Origin of the sequence: Pseudomonas laurylsulfatiphila, from assembly GCF_002934665.1 — a bacterium.
Taxonomy (GTDB): domain Bacteria; phylum Pseudomonadota; class Gammaproteobacteria; order Pseudomonadales; family Pseudomonadaceae; genus Aquipseudomonas; species Aquipseudomonas laurylsulfatiphila.
The window spans coordinates 797,489-813,408 of the sequence record NZ_NIRS01000001.1; the positions used below are offsets into that span (position 1 = coordinate 797,489).

General features: G+C 61.6%; 16 protein-coding genes and 1 pseudogene. 15 read left to right on the forward strand and 2 right to left on the reverse strand.

Features of this window, described 5'->3' with window-relative positions:
* Window positions 1-164 precede the first annotated feature (164 nt).
* The 4 genes from CD175_RS03720 to CD175_RS03735 all read left to right on the forward strand — a co-directional run bounded on the left by CD175_RS03720 (window position 165) and on the right by CD175_RS03735 (window position 3,629).
* A complete protein-coding gene (locus CD175_RS03720; RefSeq protein WP_104448073.1) occupies window positions 165-1,754 on the forward strand; it encodes an ArnT family glycosyltransferase in 1,590 nt (529 codons plus the stop codon).
* Between the two features lie 146 nt (window positions 1,755-1,900).
* On the forward strand, window positions 1,901-2,305 hold the full coding sequence (locus CD175_RS03725; RefSeq protein ID WP_104447717.1) for an antitoxin Xre-like helix-turn-helix domain-containing protein: 405 nt from the start codon (window positions 1,901-1,903) through the stop codon (window positions 2,303-2,305).
* Window positions 2,299-2,991, forward strand: coding sequence for an RES family NAD+ phosphorylase (locus CD175_RS03730; RefSeq protein WP_104447718.1), 693 nt, complete (start codon window positions 2,299-2,301; stop codon window positions 2,989-2,991). The genes CD175_RS03725 and CD175_RS03730 overlap by 7 nt, the downstream gene beginning before the upstream one ends.
* A gap of 236 nt (window positions 2,992-3,227) precedes the next feature.
* Window positions 3,228-3,629: a hypothetical protein gene (locus tag CD175_RS03735; RefSeq protein WP_104447719.1), complete on the forward strand. Its 402-nt coding sequence runs from the start codon at window positions 3,228-3,230 to the stop codon at window positions 3,627-3,629.
* Between the two features lie 64 nt (window positions 3,630-3,693).
* Here the strand turns inward: CD175_RS03735 and CD175_RS03740 are convergent, their stop codons facing one another.
* Together CD175_RS03740 and CD175_RS03745 are read right to left on the reverse strand one after the other, a co-directional pair.
* Window positions 3,694-4,107, reverse strand: coding sequence for a cupin domain-containing protein (locus CD175_RS03740; RefSeq protein ID WP_007979246.1), 414 nt, complete (start codon window positions 4,105-4,107; stop codon window positions 3,694-3,696).
* Window positions 4,108-4,150: 43 nt separating this feature from the next.
* Window positions 4,151-4,903, reverse strand: a complete 753-nt coding sequence (locus tag CD175_RS03745) for an SDR family oxidoreductase (RefSeq protein WP_104447720.1) — start codon at window positions 4,901-4,903, stop codon at window positions 4,151-4,153.
* Between the two features lie 226 nt (window positions 4,904-5,129).
* Between CD175_RS03745 and CD175_RS03750 the strand changes: the two genes are divergently transcribed.
* The 11 genes and pseudogenes from CD175_RS03750 (at window position 5,130) to CD175_RS03800 (ending at window position 15,799) form a co-directional block, all read left to right on the forward strand.
* Window positions 5,130-6,719, forward strand: coding sequence for a winged helix-turn-helix domain-containing tetratricopeptide repeat protein (locus CD175_RS03750; protein ID WP_104447721.1), 1,590 nt, complete (start codon window positions 5,130-5,132; stop codon window positions 6,717-6,719).
* A gap of 295 nt (window positions 6,720-7,014) precedes the next feature.
* Window positions 7,015-8,388, forward strand: a complete 1,374-nt coding sequence (locus CD175_RS03755) for a glutamine synthetase family protein (protein ID WP_104447722.1) — start codon at window positions 7,015-7,017, stop codon at window positions 8,386-8,388.
* A gap of 7 nt (window positions 8,389-8,395) precedes the next feature.
* Entirely contained in the window at window positions 8,396-9,787 is a 1,392-nt protein-coding gene (locus tag CD175_RS03760) for an aldehyde dehydrogenase family protein (protein WP_104447723.1), read from the forward strand.
* 3 nt (window positions 9,788-9,790) lie between these two features.
* Complete coding sequence (locus tag CD175_RS03765; protein ID WP_102673960.1) at window positions 9,791-10,951, forward strand: iron-containing alcohol dehydrogenase; 1,161 nt, start codon at window positions 9,791-9,793, stop codon at window positions 10,949-10,951.
* A 163-nt stretch (window positions 10,952-11,114) separates the two neighbouring features.
* Window positions 11,115-12,668, forward strand: a complete 1,554-nt coding sequence (locus CD175_RS03770) for an amino acid permease (protein ID WP_104447724.1) — start codon at window positions 11,115-11,117, stop codon at window positions 12,666-12,668.
* 220 nt (window positions 12,669-12,888) lie between these two features.
* Window positions 12,889-13,179: a DUF7693 family protein gene (locus CD175_RS03775; RefSeq protein ID WP_008049285.1), complete on the forward strand. Its 291-nt coding sequence runs from the start codon at window positions 12,889-12,891 to the stop codon at window positions 13,177-13,179.
* Window positions 13,180-13,260: 81 nt separating this feature from the next.
* A complete protein-coding gene (locus CD175_RS03780) occupies window positions 13,261-13,833 on the forward strand; it encodes a chorismate mutase (RefSeq protein ID WP_104447725.1) in 573 nt (190 codons plus the stop codon).
* Between the two features lie 211 nt (window positions 13,834-14,044).
* Window positions 14,045-14,409, forward strand: a pseudogene (locus CD175_RS03785) (hypothetical protein).
* Window positions 14,406-14,606: a helix-turn-helix transcriptional regulator gene (locus CD175_RS03790; protein WP_104447726.1), complete on the forward strand. Its 201-nt coding sequence runs from the start codon at window positions 14,406-14,408 to the stop codon at window positions 14,604-14,606. Before CD175_RS03785 ends, CD175_RS03790 begins: the two are co-directional and overlap by 4 nt.
* A 28-nt stretch (window positions 14,607-14,634) precedes the next feature.
* Window positions 14,635-15,378 (forward strand): SGNH/GDSL hydrolase family protein, encoded by a 744-nt coding sequence (locus CD175_RS03795; protein ID WP_104447727.1) that lies wholly within the window; start codon window positions 14,635-14,637, stop codon window positions 15,376-15,378.
* Entirely contained in the window at window positions 15,371-15,799 is a 429-nt protein-coding gene (locus CD175_RS03800) for a nuclear transport factor 2 family protein (protein WP_104447728.1), read from the forward strand. Before CD175_RS03795 ends, CD175_RS03800 begins: the two co-directional genes overlap by 8 nt.
* Window positions 15,800-15,920 lie beyond the last annotated feature (121 nt).

Sequence of the window (15,920 nt, forward strand, 5' to 3'; positions counted from 1 at the left end):
TCCTGTCCATCACGGCCTGATTTCAATGGATGTGGCGCGCACCGTCCCATCAGCACTAATGGTTTGTTCTCGATCTACTGACAATCCCATCACATTTCGCCCGATAGCCTTGCTATTCCAGCCGCTTCTCCGTCGTCACGGTGAGCGCAACGTGCGAAATAATGATGAACCATTCGATAGTCAGGTTTCTGAAAAGTGACCGGGGTGCGCTGATCCTGCTGCTTGGCGTATCGGCGTTTCTATTGCTGTTCGGGTTGGGCGCAAGGGAGCTTTGGGGCGCGGAAACGCGTTGGGCGAACATCGCGTTGCAGATGCTGCAAACCGGCGACTATTTCGACCCTTACCTCAAGGGCATGCCCTATTACGACAAGCCGCTGCCTTCCTATTGGTTGATTACGGCCACTGCCCACCTGATGGGCGGCCTCGGGCACTGGTCACTGCGCTTGTCTTCTGTGTTGGCGGCGTGGCTGAGTATCTGGCTGGTCTATTTGATCGGTGAAAAGTTGTACAGCAAAGGCACCGGCCTGATGGCCGGCTGGTTTCTGGCGACAACGTTCTTTTTCGTGTTCTGGGCCCGGGTCGCCACGGCGGACGTGCTGACGGTTTGCGGAGTGTTGGCCGCTGTCTGGTGGTACTGGCGCGGGCCGGACGACACCCGGCTGAGTCGCTACAACGTGTTTTTCCTGATGCTGGCGCTGACGTCGCTGTTCAAGGGCTTGATCGGGTTCATCCTGCCGGGGCTGATGCTGTTGCCGCACCTGCTCAGCGAAAAGCGCTGGAAAAACCACCTCAATCCACGGCTGTTTCTGGCGATGCTGGTGGGCGGTGTGGTCTACATGCTGCCGTTCTTGCTGTCACACCGTTATGGCACGCCGACTTATGGTCCGAGCGGATTGGGCCTGGTGTTTCAGGAGAACGTGGTTCGGTTTTTCAAGCCGTTCGACAACATCGGCCCGATCTACACCTATCTGCTGTATCTGCCGGTCTACACCCTGCCCTGGGCGCCCTGCTGGATGCTCGGCCTGTGGGTGGCCGTGCGCAGCTGGAAGCACACCGAACCCAATGTTCGCTGGCTCATCGGGGGCCTGGGGTTGCTGTTCCTGTTCTTCACCGCCAGTGGCAGCCGGCGCAGCTATTACGTATTACCGCTGGTGCCGTTCGCGCAATTGCTGGCGGCCTGGTGGGTCACCCGGCGCATGGCGGCGCGTGAAGCGGCCGGCAAAGCCGGCGGGCCCGGTTGGACCCAGGGCATTGCCGGGGCGGCCGGGTTCCTGTTTGTGGTCCTTGGCGTCGTCTATCCCTGGACCAACAGCGGCGCCGGCGGTGTCATGCAATTCACCCAGGATGTACGCGCCGAAGCCGTCAAGACGGCGCCGTGGAACGAATGGCGCATGGTGCTGGTGGATGTCGACAACAAGCTGCCCATGTACCTGCAGAATCATGGCTCGCCGTTCTACTACGTGCTCCCGGATTCGGACATCCCACAAACCGGCGACACAGCGGCGCTGATGGCGTGGCTGGAAAAGAAAAGTGGCGAGACCTGGAATCCCGAGCGCACGATCATCGTCGAGCAATACAAGGACCTGAAACAATTGCCGCTGGAGTATCTGACGGCGGACCATCAACTGATTACCACCAAGCCCAACAACGGCGCCCGGTTGTTTCATGCGCATGAGAATGGCAGTGCGGCGTTTATTCCCTATGGGAAAACGGCGGTGGCCGGGCAAGCGGTAACGCAAGCATTGGATCAATGATGTTTGGAGGTGAGCCATCAATAAAAACGGGCTCCTAAGGGGCGTCCGATTGTTGAGATACGACAGTCCACCGGTCGCGGCAAATTTGCTCTATAGATTCATTACATCTACATTTGAATCTACAGATTCAAATAGAGCACGCAAGCATGGCCGTCTCCATCCAAGCCCAATCCTTCACAAAAAACCAATGCGTCACCGGCCTGCGCGCCGCCGTGAGCATTCTGGAAAAGTGGCAGGCCAGCAGTGACCAAGCCTGTCGCATCCTGCGCATTTCCCGCAGCACCTACACCCGCGCCCGTCAGCGTGACCCGGACTGGGCGGTGGCATTGGATGCAGACCAGATGCAGCGCATCAGTTTTGTACTGAACATTCACGCCACGCTGCGCTTGGTGTTCGACAACCCGGACAACGTGTACGGCTTTGCCTCGATGGCCAACGACAACGAATTTTTCAATGGCCGCAGCCCGCTGGAGATCATGGCCCAGGGCGACATGATTGCGCTGTATGAAACCTTCCGCCGCATCGACATGTTGCGGGGTGCGCAATGGTGATGGCGAGTGAGCTGGCGGTATTTGCCGGTCAGTCGTTGCAGGCGTATCGCCTGGTCAATTCGAAGTTTCCGCCGATTGCGTTGTTTGATGACGTGGCGGACGCGGATGAGTTTGAGGTGCTGTTCGAGATTCAGGCGCTGACCAATCCGCGGTTGAAGAATGAAGTGGGTCAGCTGGAGTTGATTGCGCGCAGCGAGATCCCGTTCGGGATTGCCGGGTGCTCTTACGCCATTGCGCCGTTTACCCATGTCAATCCGGCGGGGTCGCGCTTCAGTGACGGCAGTTTCGGGGTGTTGTACCTGGCGGATTCGATGGAAGCGGCGTTGGCCGAAGTGCGGCATCACCAGGCTCTGTATTGGTCGAAGGTGCCGAGCCTGAACTATGAGCGGTTTGTGTTCCGCGGGTTGGCCTGTGCCTTTGGCGATGGCGGAATGAAGGACGCCACCGCCCTGCCGTTGGCCGATCCGGTGTATGCGTCGGACGATTACAGCCATTCCCGCGTGCTGGGGCGGGCGGTGCGGGACGCCGGTTGTCCCGGGTTGCGCTATCACTCGGTGCGGATGCCGGGCAGTCATTGCTGGGCGTTGATGACGCCGAGGCCCGTGTCCTCGATCATTCAAGCGGCGCATTACGAGATGGTCTGGAATGGGCAGATCACCAGCGTCAGCCAGATCAGCGAGGCTTGAGCCCCGTTGTCAGGCACATGAAAACCTGTGGGAGCGAGCTTGCTCGCGATTGCTGTGTGTCAATCGACACAGATGTTGAATGTGAAACTGCCATCGCGAGCAAGCTCGCTCCCACATGGATCTGCGATCCATTGACCGCATCGATAGTCACCATCATTTCAATGAAGTTCTCTTAAAAAATCCCCGGCGTAACATCTGCTCCATACCAACCCATCAGCACCCCGGAGCACACCATCATGAAACGCCAAACCCTGCTCAGCATCGCTTTCTCGGTTTTCGCAGTTAACGCTTTCGCCGCAAGCTCTGCTCAACCTGTGGTCGCAGAAGGTGGCTCGGATCGTCTGATTGAAAGCCGTGTGGCCGAGGGTGGTTCCGATCGCCTGATCGAGAATCGCGTGGCTGAAGGTGGTTCGGATCGTCTGCTGGAAAAACGTGTTGCCGAAGGCGGTTCCGACAAACTGCTGGAAAACCGCGTCGCTGAAGGTGGTTCCGACAAACTGTTGCAGAACCGCGTCGCTGAAGGTGGTTCCGACAAACTGCTGCAGAACCGCGTCGCCGAAGGCGGTTCCGACAAACTCCTGCAAAACCGCGTCGCTGAAGGCGGTTCGGATCGTCTGATCGAAAGCCGCGCTGTCTGAATGCAGTGCTTTACCGCAGGACTCAACGAAAAGCCCGGCCTCAACAGCCGGGCTTTTTCGTGGCTCACTGTTTGATGGGTGTAACGAGCACCTTTTCCTCGGTGTCGAGGACGAACACCGCCAACAGGCGTGCCGGTTGGGTGTCACTGGCGTTGGCGCTGACCAGGTGCACGGAACCCGGCTCCTCTACGAAGTTTTCGCCGACCTTGTAGATCTTTTCCGGCTGGCCTTTGACCTGGATGCGAAACGAGCCTTCCAGCACCGTCGCATAGATGAAGGCTGTTTTCGGATGGGTGTGGGCCGGTGACGCGGCACCCGGCCCATACTCAACGACCACGCCCCTCATGCTTTTGCCAGGGATGTTGGGAATGGGACGGTCGAACACCACCGTGACCTTGCCGGGGGGCGGCTCGGCGGCCGAGGCGGCGCTGATCGAGAGCGCTGCGAACACAGCGGCCATTAGCAATCGGGTAACCATGGGACTTCTCCTGGATGGGTAGGTATATGTGAGGTGCGATGCGTTACTGCGCTGTCGACCGGGCCAGCCAGTCGTCGAAGCGGATCGCGCCCAGGCGTGCGTTCTTGCCGGTGACCAACGATTGATCGTTGAGCACGGCGCCGAAGTAACGGGCATGTACATCCGGCACGACCTTGCGGTTGTCCTGGGTGGCTCGCAGATAGCGCCTGGCCAGTTCGTCGATCGGCATGGTTTCCGGGCCGCCGACTTCCACCGTGCCATTGACCGGTGCTGCCAGCACGACATCGGCCAGCGCCGCTACCACGTCGTCGGAGGCTATCGGCTGGATCAGCGCCGGCGAAGCACGAATCTCATCGCCAACGGCAAACGACTGGACAATGCCGCCGGCAAACTCGGAGAACTGCGTGGCACGCACAATGGTGTAGGGAATGCTGGACGCCTTGATAAGGGCCTCCTGCGTGACCTTGGCCCGGAAATAACCGGTATCGGGAAGCCGTTCGCTGCCGACAATCGACAGGGCAACGTGATGACGAACCCCGGCAGCGGCTTCGGCGGCCAGCAGGTTACGGCTCGATGTTTCAAAGAAATCGAGAACGGCCTGGTCCTCCCACGACGGCGCGTTCGCCACGTCGACCACCACATCAGCACCATCCATCGCTTCAGCCAGGCCTTCGCGGGTGATGCTGTTCACGCCCGTGCTGGGGCTCGCGGCGAGCGCATCATGGCCGCGCTCGCGAAGGGTGTTCACAAGTTTCGATCCGATGAGGCCGGAGCCTCCGATGACGACGATCTTCATGACTGTTCTCCACTGGTCGACTGCAACCATTGCGTCGGTGTAGAGAGATTGCCTGCACGCACAAGGCAAGTCCTTGCGCCGGGCTTGGGTTTGCCTTGGCGAGCGCTTGGATTTTTGTCCAAGGCAACTGACGGTCGTCCAGCCTCCCTTGCCGCTGACGGTGCAGCGACTGACGAGCTGCCGTATCATTCTTTGCAGTCACAACCAGCCGCCCGGGATGCCCGTCTTGCCATTCAGTTTTGAAGATTACGTACTCGATCAGGAACGCCGGGAGCTGACCCTGCGCGGGCAAGTCGTGGCCGTCGGACCGCAGGTCTTCGACTTGTTGCTGCTGTTCGTCAACAATCCCGACCGCGTCGTCAGCAAGGACGAACTGCTCAAGACTGTGTGGGGCGACCGGATCGTTTCGGAATCGACGATCACCAGCCACATCAATGCCGTGCGCAAGGCCATCGGCGATACCGGTGAGGAGCAGCGCCTGGTGCGCACCGTCGCCCGCAAAGGCTACCGCTTCGTTGGCCGGATCAATGGCGACTCGACCGGGCAAGCGCGACAGCCCGAGAACGATGAATACCCGACCGCCGCCCCGAAGCCACCCCCCTCCCCTGCGCTGGTCCTGCCGGAAAAACCCTCGATCACCGTCCTGCCCTTCCAGAACCTGAGCGGCGATCCGGAGCAGGAATACTTCGCCGACGGCGTCGTGGAGGACATCATCGCCGCCCTGTCGCGTCTTCGCTGGCTGTTCGTCATCGCGCGCAATTCGAGCTTCACCTACAAGGGCCAGACGGTGGACGCCCAAGGCGTTGGCCAGGCGCTGGGCGTGCGCTACGTGCTCGAAGGCAGCGTGCGCAAGAGCGGGAACAAGCTGCGCATTACCGGGCAACTGATCGACGCGACAAGCGGTACGCACCTCTGGGCCGAGCGCTTCGAAGGCCTGCTGGACGATATCTTCGAGCTGCAGGACCAAATCACCGAAAGCGTCGTCGGCGCGATCGCGCCGCAACTGGAGCGGGCAGAAATCGAACGCGCCAAGCGCAAGCCGACGGAAAGCCTGGACGCCTACGACTACTACCTGCGGGCCATGGCAAAACTGCACAGCGGCGGCCGGGAAGCCATCGAGCAGGCGCTGCCGATGTTCTACCAGGCCATCGAGCTCGATGGGGAATTTGCCTCGGCCTATGGCATGGCTGCCTGGTGCCACTTCTGGCGCAAGCTCAATGGCTGGATGGGCGATCGGCCTGCGGAAATCGCCGAGGGTATACGACTGGCGCGGCTGGCGGTGGCCCTCGGCCGCGATGATGCCGTCGCGTTGACCCGGGGCGGACATGCGCTGGCCCATCTCGCCGGCGAAGTCGACGGCGGCATTGCACTGCTCGACCGGGCGCGCCTGCTCAACCCCAACCTCGCCCCCGCCTGGTTTCTGGGCGGTATCCTGCGGGCGCTGCGCGGCGAAACGGACGCAGCCATCGAGCATCTGAACCATGCGGTTCGCTTGAGCCCGCTGGACCCGGAAATGTTCAGGATGCAGGTCGGCATGGCGCTCGCGCATTTCTTCGCCGGGCACTTCGATGCCGCGGCGGCCTGGGCGGACAAGGCACTGGGCAACCTGCCCAGCCTGCTGGTCGCCGCGGCACTGGTGGCGGCCAGTCATGCGCTCGGCGGTCGAATGGACAAAGCGAATCTGGCGATGCAACGCCTGCTAGCGCTGGATCCCTCTTTGCGCCTGTGCGCCCTCAAGGACTGGCTGCCCATTCAACGGCCCGAGGATTTCGCCCGTTTCGTCGAGGGATTGCGCCTGGCGGGATTGCCGGAGTAAAGGCGACCACCCTTGACCTGTAGGAGCGAGCCTGCTCGCGATGGTCGTCAACGATGACACGGGTCTTCTGATTAAACGCGGTGTCCTGAAGTCCATCGCGAGCAAGCTCGCTCCTACAGGGGGCCAGGTCGTGCATTAGCTTTTACCTGGCAATAGTTGCACATTGCTACGGTAGGCTAAGCTTTGAGCAACTCGTTGCTCATGATGCTCGGTTCTGCAGGTTTTGGGTGTTTCTGGAGAGCGTCTGCAACAGCGATCTCAGACTGGCCAAAACCTTTCACGCAGGATTGCCGTGATGACCGAGCCCCTCCTCAGCTTTGATGCACTCAAACGCGCCGCTGCCGCCGGCGAAATCGACACCGTGCTGGTCTGCATGGTCGACATGCAGGGACGCCTGGTCGGCAAGCGCTTCCAGGTCGAGTTTTTCATCGACAGCGGCCACGAAGAAACCCATTGCTGCAACTACCTGTTGGCTGACGACATCGACATGGAGCCAGTGCCGGGTTACGCCGCAGCCAGTTGGAGCAAGGGCTACGGCGATTTCGTGCTCAAGCCCGATATGTCCACCCTGCGGCGCGTGCCCTGGCTTGAGTGCACGGCGCTGGTGCTGTGCGACGTGCTCGATCATCACCATCGCCAGGACCTGCCCCACAGCCCGCGGGCGATTCTGAAAAAGCAGGTCGAGCGCCTGCGCGAGCGTGGCTATACCGGCATGTTTGCCTCGGAACTCGAGTTCTATCTGTTCGATGAGAGCTACGAGGCGATCCACAAACGCAACTATCACAAACCGAAAACCGCCGGCCATTACATCGAGGACTACAACATCCTCCAGACCACCCGCGAAGAGCCGGTGCTGCGGGCGATTCGCAAGCATCTGCAGGCCTCGGGCATTCCCGTGGAAAACTCCAAGGGCGAATGGGGCCCGGGCCAGGAAGAAATCAACATCCGCTACGCCGATGCGATGACCATGGCCGACCACCACGTCATCATCAAGCACGCCTGCAAAGAGATCGCGCAGTTGCAGGGCAAGGCGATCACCTTCATGGCCAAGTGGCGCTACGACGCCGCCGGTTCCAGCAGTCATATCCATAATTCACTGTGGGACAAGAACGCGAAGAAGCCGCTGTTCTTCGACGCGAAAGCCGAGTTCGGCATGTCGAAACTGATGCGTGCCTGGGTCGCCGGGCAGCTCAAGTACGCCAACGACATCACCTGTTTTCTCGCGCCCTACATCAACTCCTACAAGCGCTTCCAGGCCGGCACGTTTGCGCCGACGCGGGCGGTGTGGAGCCGCGACAATCGCACCGCCGGCTTTCGCTTGTGTGCCGAAGGCAGCAAGTCCATCCGCATCGAATGCCGCATCGGCGGCGCCGACCTCAACCCCTATCTGGCCTTCGCCGCGTTGATCGCAGCGGGCTTGGCCGGCATCGACGAAAAGCTCGATCTCGTCCCGCCATTCGAAGGGGATGCCTACCAGGACGAGCATTTGCCGGAAGTGTCCAAGACCCTGCGCGAGGCGAGCGCCGCCCTCAAGGCCTCCGCCATGTTGCGCGAGGCGTTCGGCGATGAGGTGGTCGACCATTACGTGCACACCGCCGAGTGGGAACAGAAAGAGTACGACCGGCGAATCACCGACTGGGAACTGCAGCGCGGCTTCGAGCGCTATTGAGAACATCATGACTGCGAAGGTGCAATTGATCTCCCCGGTCGATGGCCGGGTGTACGTCGAACGAGAGATGGCCGATGCGGCGCAGGTCGAGCAGGCGCTGACCGCCGCTGCCAGCGCACAGGCGGCATGGCAACGCCGCTCACTGAGCGAACGCGCAGCATTGTGCAGCGCCGCAGTGGACGCGATGTTGTCGATGCAGGCCGACATCGTGCCGGAACTGGCCTGGCAGATGGGGCGCCCGGTGCGCTATGGGGCTGGCGAACTGCGCGGTTTTGCCGAACGCGCCCGACACATGATCGCCATCGCGCCGCAAGCGCTGGCCGCTGTAGAGCCGGAGCCAGTGGCGGGTTTTCGACGCTACATCAAACGCGAGCCGCTGGGCACGGTGCTGGTGGTTGCGCCGTGGAACTACCCCTATTTGACGGCGGTGAACACGATCATCCCGGCGCTGATGGCCGGCAACAGCGTGATCCTCAAGCATGCGTCGCAGACCCTGCTGGTGGGTGAGCGTTTCGCCGAGGCCATGCGCCGCGCCCATCTGCCGGATGGCCTGTTCCACAACCTGCTGCTCGATCATCGGCAGACCGCCGCGATCATTGATTCGGGTCGGGTACAGCAGGTCAATTTCACCGGTTCAGTCGATGCCGGCAAGGCCATGGAAAGCGCCGCCACGGGACGCTTCATCGGCGTGGGCCTGGAGCTCGGCGGCAAGGATCCGGCCTACGTGCGGGCTGACGCCAACCTCGAGCATGCGGTGGAAAACCTGGTGGACGGCAGCTTCTTCAATTCCGGGCAGAGTTGCTGCGCGGTGGAACGCATCTATGTCGACCAGAAAATCTTCCCGGCGTTTGTCGAGCGCTTCGCCGAACTGACCCGCCAGTACGTGCTGGGCAACCCGCTGGACGAAGCCACCACCCTCGGTCCGATGGTGACACCGGGCGCCGCCTTTTTCGTGCGTGGCCAGATCGCCGAAGCACTGGCCCAGGGCGCGACGGCGCTGATCGATCCGCAGGCCTTCAGCGCCGACGTGCCGGGCAGCGCCTACCTCGCGCCGCAGGTCCTGGTCGATGTCAGCCATCAAATGTCGGTCATGCGCGATGAAAGCTTTGGTCCGGTGGTCGGCATCATGCCGGTGGCCAACGATGACGAGGCCATTGCCTTGATGAACGACAGTGAGTTCGGACTCAGCGCGTCCATCTGGACCGGGGACCTCGCAGCGGCCGAACGCCTGGGCAACCAGATCGCCACCGGCACGCTGTTCATGAACCGCTGCGATTACCTGGACCCGGCGCTGGCCTGGACCGGCGTGAAGAACAGCGGGCGTGGCGTCACTCTGTCGTCACTGGGCTACGAGCACCTGACCCGGGCCAAATCCTTTCATCTGCGTCACGAGGTGTAGACCATGAACCTGACTGGAAACTGGAACTACCCCACGAGCGTTCGGTTCGGCGTCGGGCGCATCGCCGAGCTGGCCGACGTCTGTCGCAGCCAGGGTATCGAGCGCCCCTTGCTGGTCACCGACAGCGGCCTGGCGCGCGCGCCGATCACCACGGCGGCACTGGACGCGCTGCGCGCCGCCGGCCTGGGTGTGGCGTTGTTCTGTGACCTCAAGCCCAACCCGGTGGAAGCCAACCTGGCCGGCGGGCTCGACGCCTGGCGCGCCGGCAAACATGACGGTGTGATCGCCTTCGGCGGCGGCAGTGGCCTGGACATGGGCAAGCTGATTGCCTTCATGAGCGGCCAGACGCGCCCGGTCTGGGACTTCGAAGACATCGGCGACTACTGGACCCGCGCCGACGACAGCCGCATCGCCCCGGTCATAGCCGTGCCGACCACGGCGGGGACCGGCTCGGAAGTCGGTCGTGCGGCGGTGATCATCGACGAGCGCACCCACACCAAACGCATCATCTTCCACCCGAAAATGATGCCACGGGTGGTCATCAGTGACCCGGCCCTCACCGTCGGCATGCCCGCCAAGGTCACCGCCGGCACGGGCATGGACGCGTTATCCCACTGCCTGGAAGCGTACTGCGCCCCCGGTTTTCATCCCCTGGCCGATGGCATTGCGGTGGAAGGCATGCGCCTGGTGGCCAACGCCCTGGTGAAAGCGGTACACACGCCGTCGGACCTCGAGGCGCGCGCACAAATGCTCGCGGCGGCGGCCATGGGCGCCACGGCATTCCAGAAAGGCCTGGGCGGGATGCATGCGCTTTCCCATCCGGTGGGTGCGCTGTACGACACCCATCACGGCATGACCAACGCCACCTTCATGCCCTATGTCCTGCAATTCAATCGCACGGCCATCGAGGAGCGCATCACCCGCCTGGCGGCGTACCTGCGCCTGCCCTCCCCGGGGTTCGACAGTTTCCTGGCCTTCGTCCTCAAGCTGCGCAAGGACATCGGCGTGCCCCATACCCTGGTTGAACTGGGCGTGGATGACCGGCAGGCCGACCTGATCGCGGACATGGCGATTGTCGACCCCTCTGCAGGTGGCAACCCGCTGCCCTTGACCCGGGACGGCGTGGCAAAGATTTTCGACGCGGCACTTCACGGCCGTCTGTAGGAGCGAGCCTGCTCGCGATGGACGTCAACGATGACGCGGGGAGCCTGACACCCCGCGTCGTCCTCAAGTCCATCGCGAGCAGGCTCGCTCCTACAGAAAACCAAGGTCGAGCCTACGGCGGCTCAGTTCGGCCTGTCCAAAACCTGAAAAGGGGCACACAACAATGAACCCAACAAGCCAGCCGGGCACCGAGGCGCATGACGAGGACGTCAAGGTGCTGCACAGCATGGGCTACGCCCAGCAACTCTCACGACGAATGGGCGTTTTCTCCAACTTCGCCATTTCCTTTTCGATCATCTGCATCCTCTCCGGTGGCATCAACTCACTGGCCCAGGGCACCTCGGGCGCGGGCGGCATATCCATCGGGATCGGCTGGCCGATCGGCTGCCTGATCTCCGGGGTATTCGCCATGGCCATGGCGCAGATCTCCTCGGCCTACCCCACCGCTGGCGGCCTGTACCACTGGGGCTCGATCCTCGGTAACCGCTTCACCGGCTGGCTGACCGCGTGGTTCAACCTGCTGGGGCTGGTCACGGTGCTGGGGGCGATCAACGTCGGTACCTATTACTTCTTTTTCGGTGCCTTCGGACCGGCACTGGGCATGGAGGACACGACCACGGTCCGGGTGATTTTCCTGGCAATCCTCACGGGCCTTCAGGCCTTGTGCAACCACTTGGGTATCGGCCTGACGGCCAAGCTCACCGACTTCTCCGGTTACCTGATCTTCGCCACGGCGCTGGCGCTGACCATCGTCTGCCTGATCTCGGCACCCAGCTACGAATTCGCAAGGCTGTGGACCTTCGGCAACTATTCCGGCGAAGCGGGCGGCAGCGTCTGGCCGCAGGTCTCCAACGGCTGGGTTTTCATGCTCGGCCTGCTGTTGCCGATCTACACCATCACCGGCTATGACGCCTCGGCGCATACCTCCGAGGAAACCCGCAACGCGGCCATGTCGGTGCCCCGCGGCATGGTCATGTCGGTGGTCTGGTCGCTGCTGTTCGGCTGGCTGATGCTCAGCGCGTTCGTGCTGATGCTGCCGAGCATGGACGAGGCGGCCAAGCAAGGCTGGAACGTGTTTTTCTGGGCCATGAACACCCAGGTCAACCCGACCTTGAAACTGGTGCTCTACGTGGCGATTTTCGTCTCGCAGGTGCTCTGCGGGCTGGCCACCGTCACCTCGGTTTCACGCATGATCTTTGCCTTCTCCCGGGACGGTGGCCTGCCTTGCTCCAAAGCCCTGGCCTCGGTCTCGCCGACCTTTCGCAGCCCGGTGGCGGCCATCTGGACCGGTGCCACCCTCGCCGTCCTGTTCGACTGGGGCTCGTCGGTGATCTCGGTCGGGGCAACGCCGGTCTACACGATCGTGGTGTCCTGCACGGTGATCTTCCTGTTCTTCTCCTTCGCCATCCCCATCGTGCTCGGCCTGTTTACCTACGGGACGTCGAAGTGGCCGACCATGGGGCCGTGGAACATGGGGCGATTCTGGTACTCGGTGTTCGCCATCCTCTCGATCCTGTCGATGATCATCATATTCGTCATCGGCATCCAGCCACCGAACGATTGGGCGCTGTACATCACTATCGGTTTCCTGGTCCTGACCGCCATCGTCTGGTTCGGTTTTGAAGCCCGGCGCTTCCAGGGGCCACCGGTGGGCGACATGATCGTCAAGCGCCAGGCTGAAATTGCCGCGGCGGAAGCGGCGTTGAACAGGAAATAGGCGAATGATGAGTAACCTGTGGGAGCGAGCTTGCTCGCGATGAGGGCCTAAAGTTCAACATCAATGTTGACTGACCCATCGCTATCGCGAGCAAGCTCGCTCCCACAAGGATTGCAGTGTTCAAACCTTTAACTGATCGGCATTACCCGATCAGCCGGGCTTTTTTGCAGGCTGATGATCTATCCTGTGCCTCCCCCCCGATTCCATCCCGGAGACACCTGTGCCCGCCCTCACCGCCCGCGAGGTTTACCAGCCGTTGCGCGATGCCGCCCAGGGTATTCGCACCTTCAAGCGTATCGATGAATACTGCACGTCGAACCTTGTACGGGTCGACATCGACGGCTGGCGCCTGTTGCTCGATGTCGACGCCGGCCACTTGCGCCACTGCCTGCACGGCCAATGCCCCGATGGCCGCGAGTATGCGTTCGACAACGGGCAGCGCTTCGGCACCGACCCGGTGAGTTTGCTCAGCACCTGGGAACTGGCGCAGATTGAACGGTTGCTGGCCTGAATCATTCGCAACCTGTCGTTCCCTGGCCGCACTTGTGATACACAAGCCGGAGTGATTCTTGCGTCCAAGGAGATTCCGTCCATGCCCCGTTCCCCACGCCTATCGCCCTGGCTGGCCTGCACCCTGCTCGGTTTGTTCGCTGGCGCTGCCCAGGCCGGCACGACGCCCCCGGCACCCGATGCCCTGCAACCCTTGCTGGCGACGATGAATGAGCGCTTGTACATCAGTGAGCTGGTGGCGCTGACCAAGTGGGACAGCGGCAAACCGGTCCAGGACAATGCCCGGGAAGCGCAAGTCATCGCCAACGCGCGCAAGCAGGCGGACCAGCGCAAGCTCGACCCCGACGATGTCGCCGACCTGATCGCTGCCCAGATCGAAGCCAGCAAACTGGTGCAATACGGCCGGCTCGCGCAATGGCAAGCGGCGCACAAGGCACCGGACACGCCACGACCGGACCTCAACAACGACATCCGGCCCAAACTCGACAAGCTGCAGAACCTGCTGCTCAATCAGTACGCTGCGTTCCTGCCCTACCGCAAAGACCCGAACTGTCCGCAATGGCTGGCCACCGAGCGCTCCGCGCTGATCAAGGATTACCTGCATGGGCAGGCAATGATTCGTGCGACCGGGGAGCTGTGCATCGTTGGTCGATGACATTGCCTACTGTAGGAGCGAGCTTGCTCGCGATGGTCGTTAACGATAACGCGGGTTTACTGGCTAAACGCGGCGCTCTTGAGTCCTTCGCGAGCAAGCTCGCTCCTACAGGGTTCAGGCCTTACGCGGGCACGCCAAATGTAAAACACCCTTTACACCGCTGAAAAACCCGCCGATCATGTAAAGGGTCTTTTACATCAGGAAAAAAGCAATGAAACGCTATTACATGGAAATGGGCGCCGCAGCAGCGCTGTACTCGGTACTGCTGATCCTGTCGGTCATCCTGCTCAAGGATCAGCAGGACATGGCAATGGCGCTGAAGATCGTTATCACGCTGTTGCCGGTGATTCCTGCGGGGCTGATGTGTTGGGCAACATGCGCACGCTGGACGAAATGCACTTGCGTATCCAGTACGAAGCGCTCGGTTTTGCCTTTGCCGCTTCGGCGCTGCTGACTTTCACTTACGGCTTTCTGGAGAATGTCGGCTTTCCACACGTATCCTGGGTCTGTGTGTGGCCAGTGATGGGCCTGATGTGGATGATCGGGCTCAGGCTGGCCAAGCGGCGCTACCAATGAAAAACCGTCTCAAGGAACTGCGTGCCGAACGCAAGTGGTCGCAGGTCGATCTGGCGGCGTTGTTGAATGTTTCGCGGCAGACCATCAATGCCATCGAAAATGGCCGCTATGATCCCAGCCTGCCCTTGGCGTTCCAGATTGCCCGGGCATTTGCGCTGCCTATCGAGCGTATTTTCGATGACGAGTTCGCCGGCTAATTCTCACTCTTCAATCAGGCAACTGCCCATGAGCCATAAGGAAACCCTCGCCAAAGTCCTGCTCGGCCCGGTGTTGCTTGCGCAAGGTCTCTACACCAGGCGAATGACGCCGAGGCTGCCGGAGGCCGAAGGTGAACGCCAGGGCGAGGCCGGCAGCGGCGATGTTCTGCGGTTGTTGATTGTCGGCGACAGCGCCGCGGCGGGTGTGGGGGCGGCGACTCAAGGTGAAGCCCTCAGCGGTCGGCTGGTCGAGCGCCTGGCCGAGGATTATCAGGTGTCGTGGAAACTCTGGGCGCGCACCGGTCTGGATTCGCAAGGGTTGCTGGAGCTGCTCGAACAGCACGCCCCCGAGCCGTTCGATGTGGCGCTGTTGTCGATTGGCGTCAACGATGTCACCAGCACACTCGCGGTAGATCAGTGGCTCGCTCGGCAACGGCGCTTGATGGCGCTGTTGTGCGATAAGTTCGCGGTGAAGCAGATTGTGCTGTCGCCGCTTCCGCCGATGCACCTGTTCCCCGCCCTGCCGCAGCCGCTGCGCTGGTTTCTGGGGTTCAGGGCGCGTCGTTTCAACGCACGGCTTGCGGATCTGGCCGCAGGCGTGGATCAATGTACGATGTTGACCACCCCGCTGACGCCCGAACCGGGCTTGATGGCCAGCGATGGTTTTCATCCGGGGCCGATGCTTTATCGTCAATGGGCCGACGATGCCGCCAGGGTTATCGGCCAACGTTTTAGCACCACAACAATAAAAACAGGAGTTGAAGATGTCTGAGCTGAACCTGAACCCTAATGTCGCCGCGTCCCTGAAGCAGTGGCACGCGATGCTCGGCAACCGCGACTTGAGCGCTTTGCCCGAACTGCTCGATCCGCAGGCGGTGTTCCGCTCGCCGATGGCGCACACGCCGTATCCGGGGGCGCCGGTGGTGTCGATGATCCTCAACACGGTCATGAACGTGTTCGAGGACTTTGCCTATCACCGCGAGCTGGCGACGGCGGATGGCTTGAACGTGATTCTCGAATTCAGCGCCAGGGTCGGCGAGAAAGAGCTCAAGGGTATCGACATGATCCGCTTCAACGAACAGGGCAAGATTGTCGAGTTTGAAGTGATGGTGCGGCCGCTGAGTGGCTTGCAGGCGTTGGGTGAGGAGATGGGGCGGCGCCTTGGTGCGTATCTGAAGTCCACAAAAGCCTGAGTCAGCAAATTACCCTGTGGGAGCGGGCTTGCTCGCGAAGGCGGTGCACCAGTCGATAGAGATGTTGACTGACACTCCGCTTTCGCGAGCAAGCCCGCTCCCACAGGCTTTGTGTACAGCC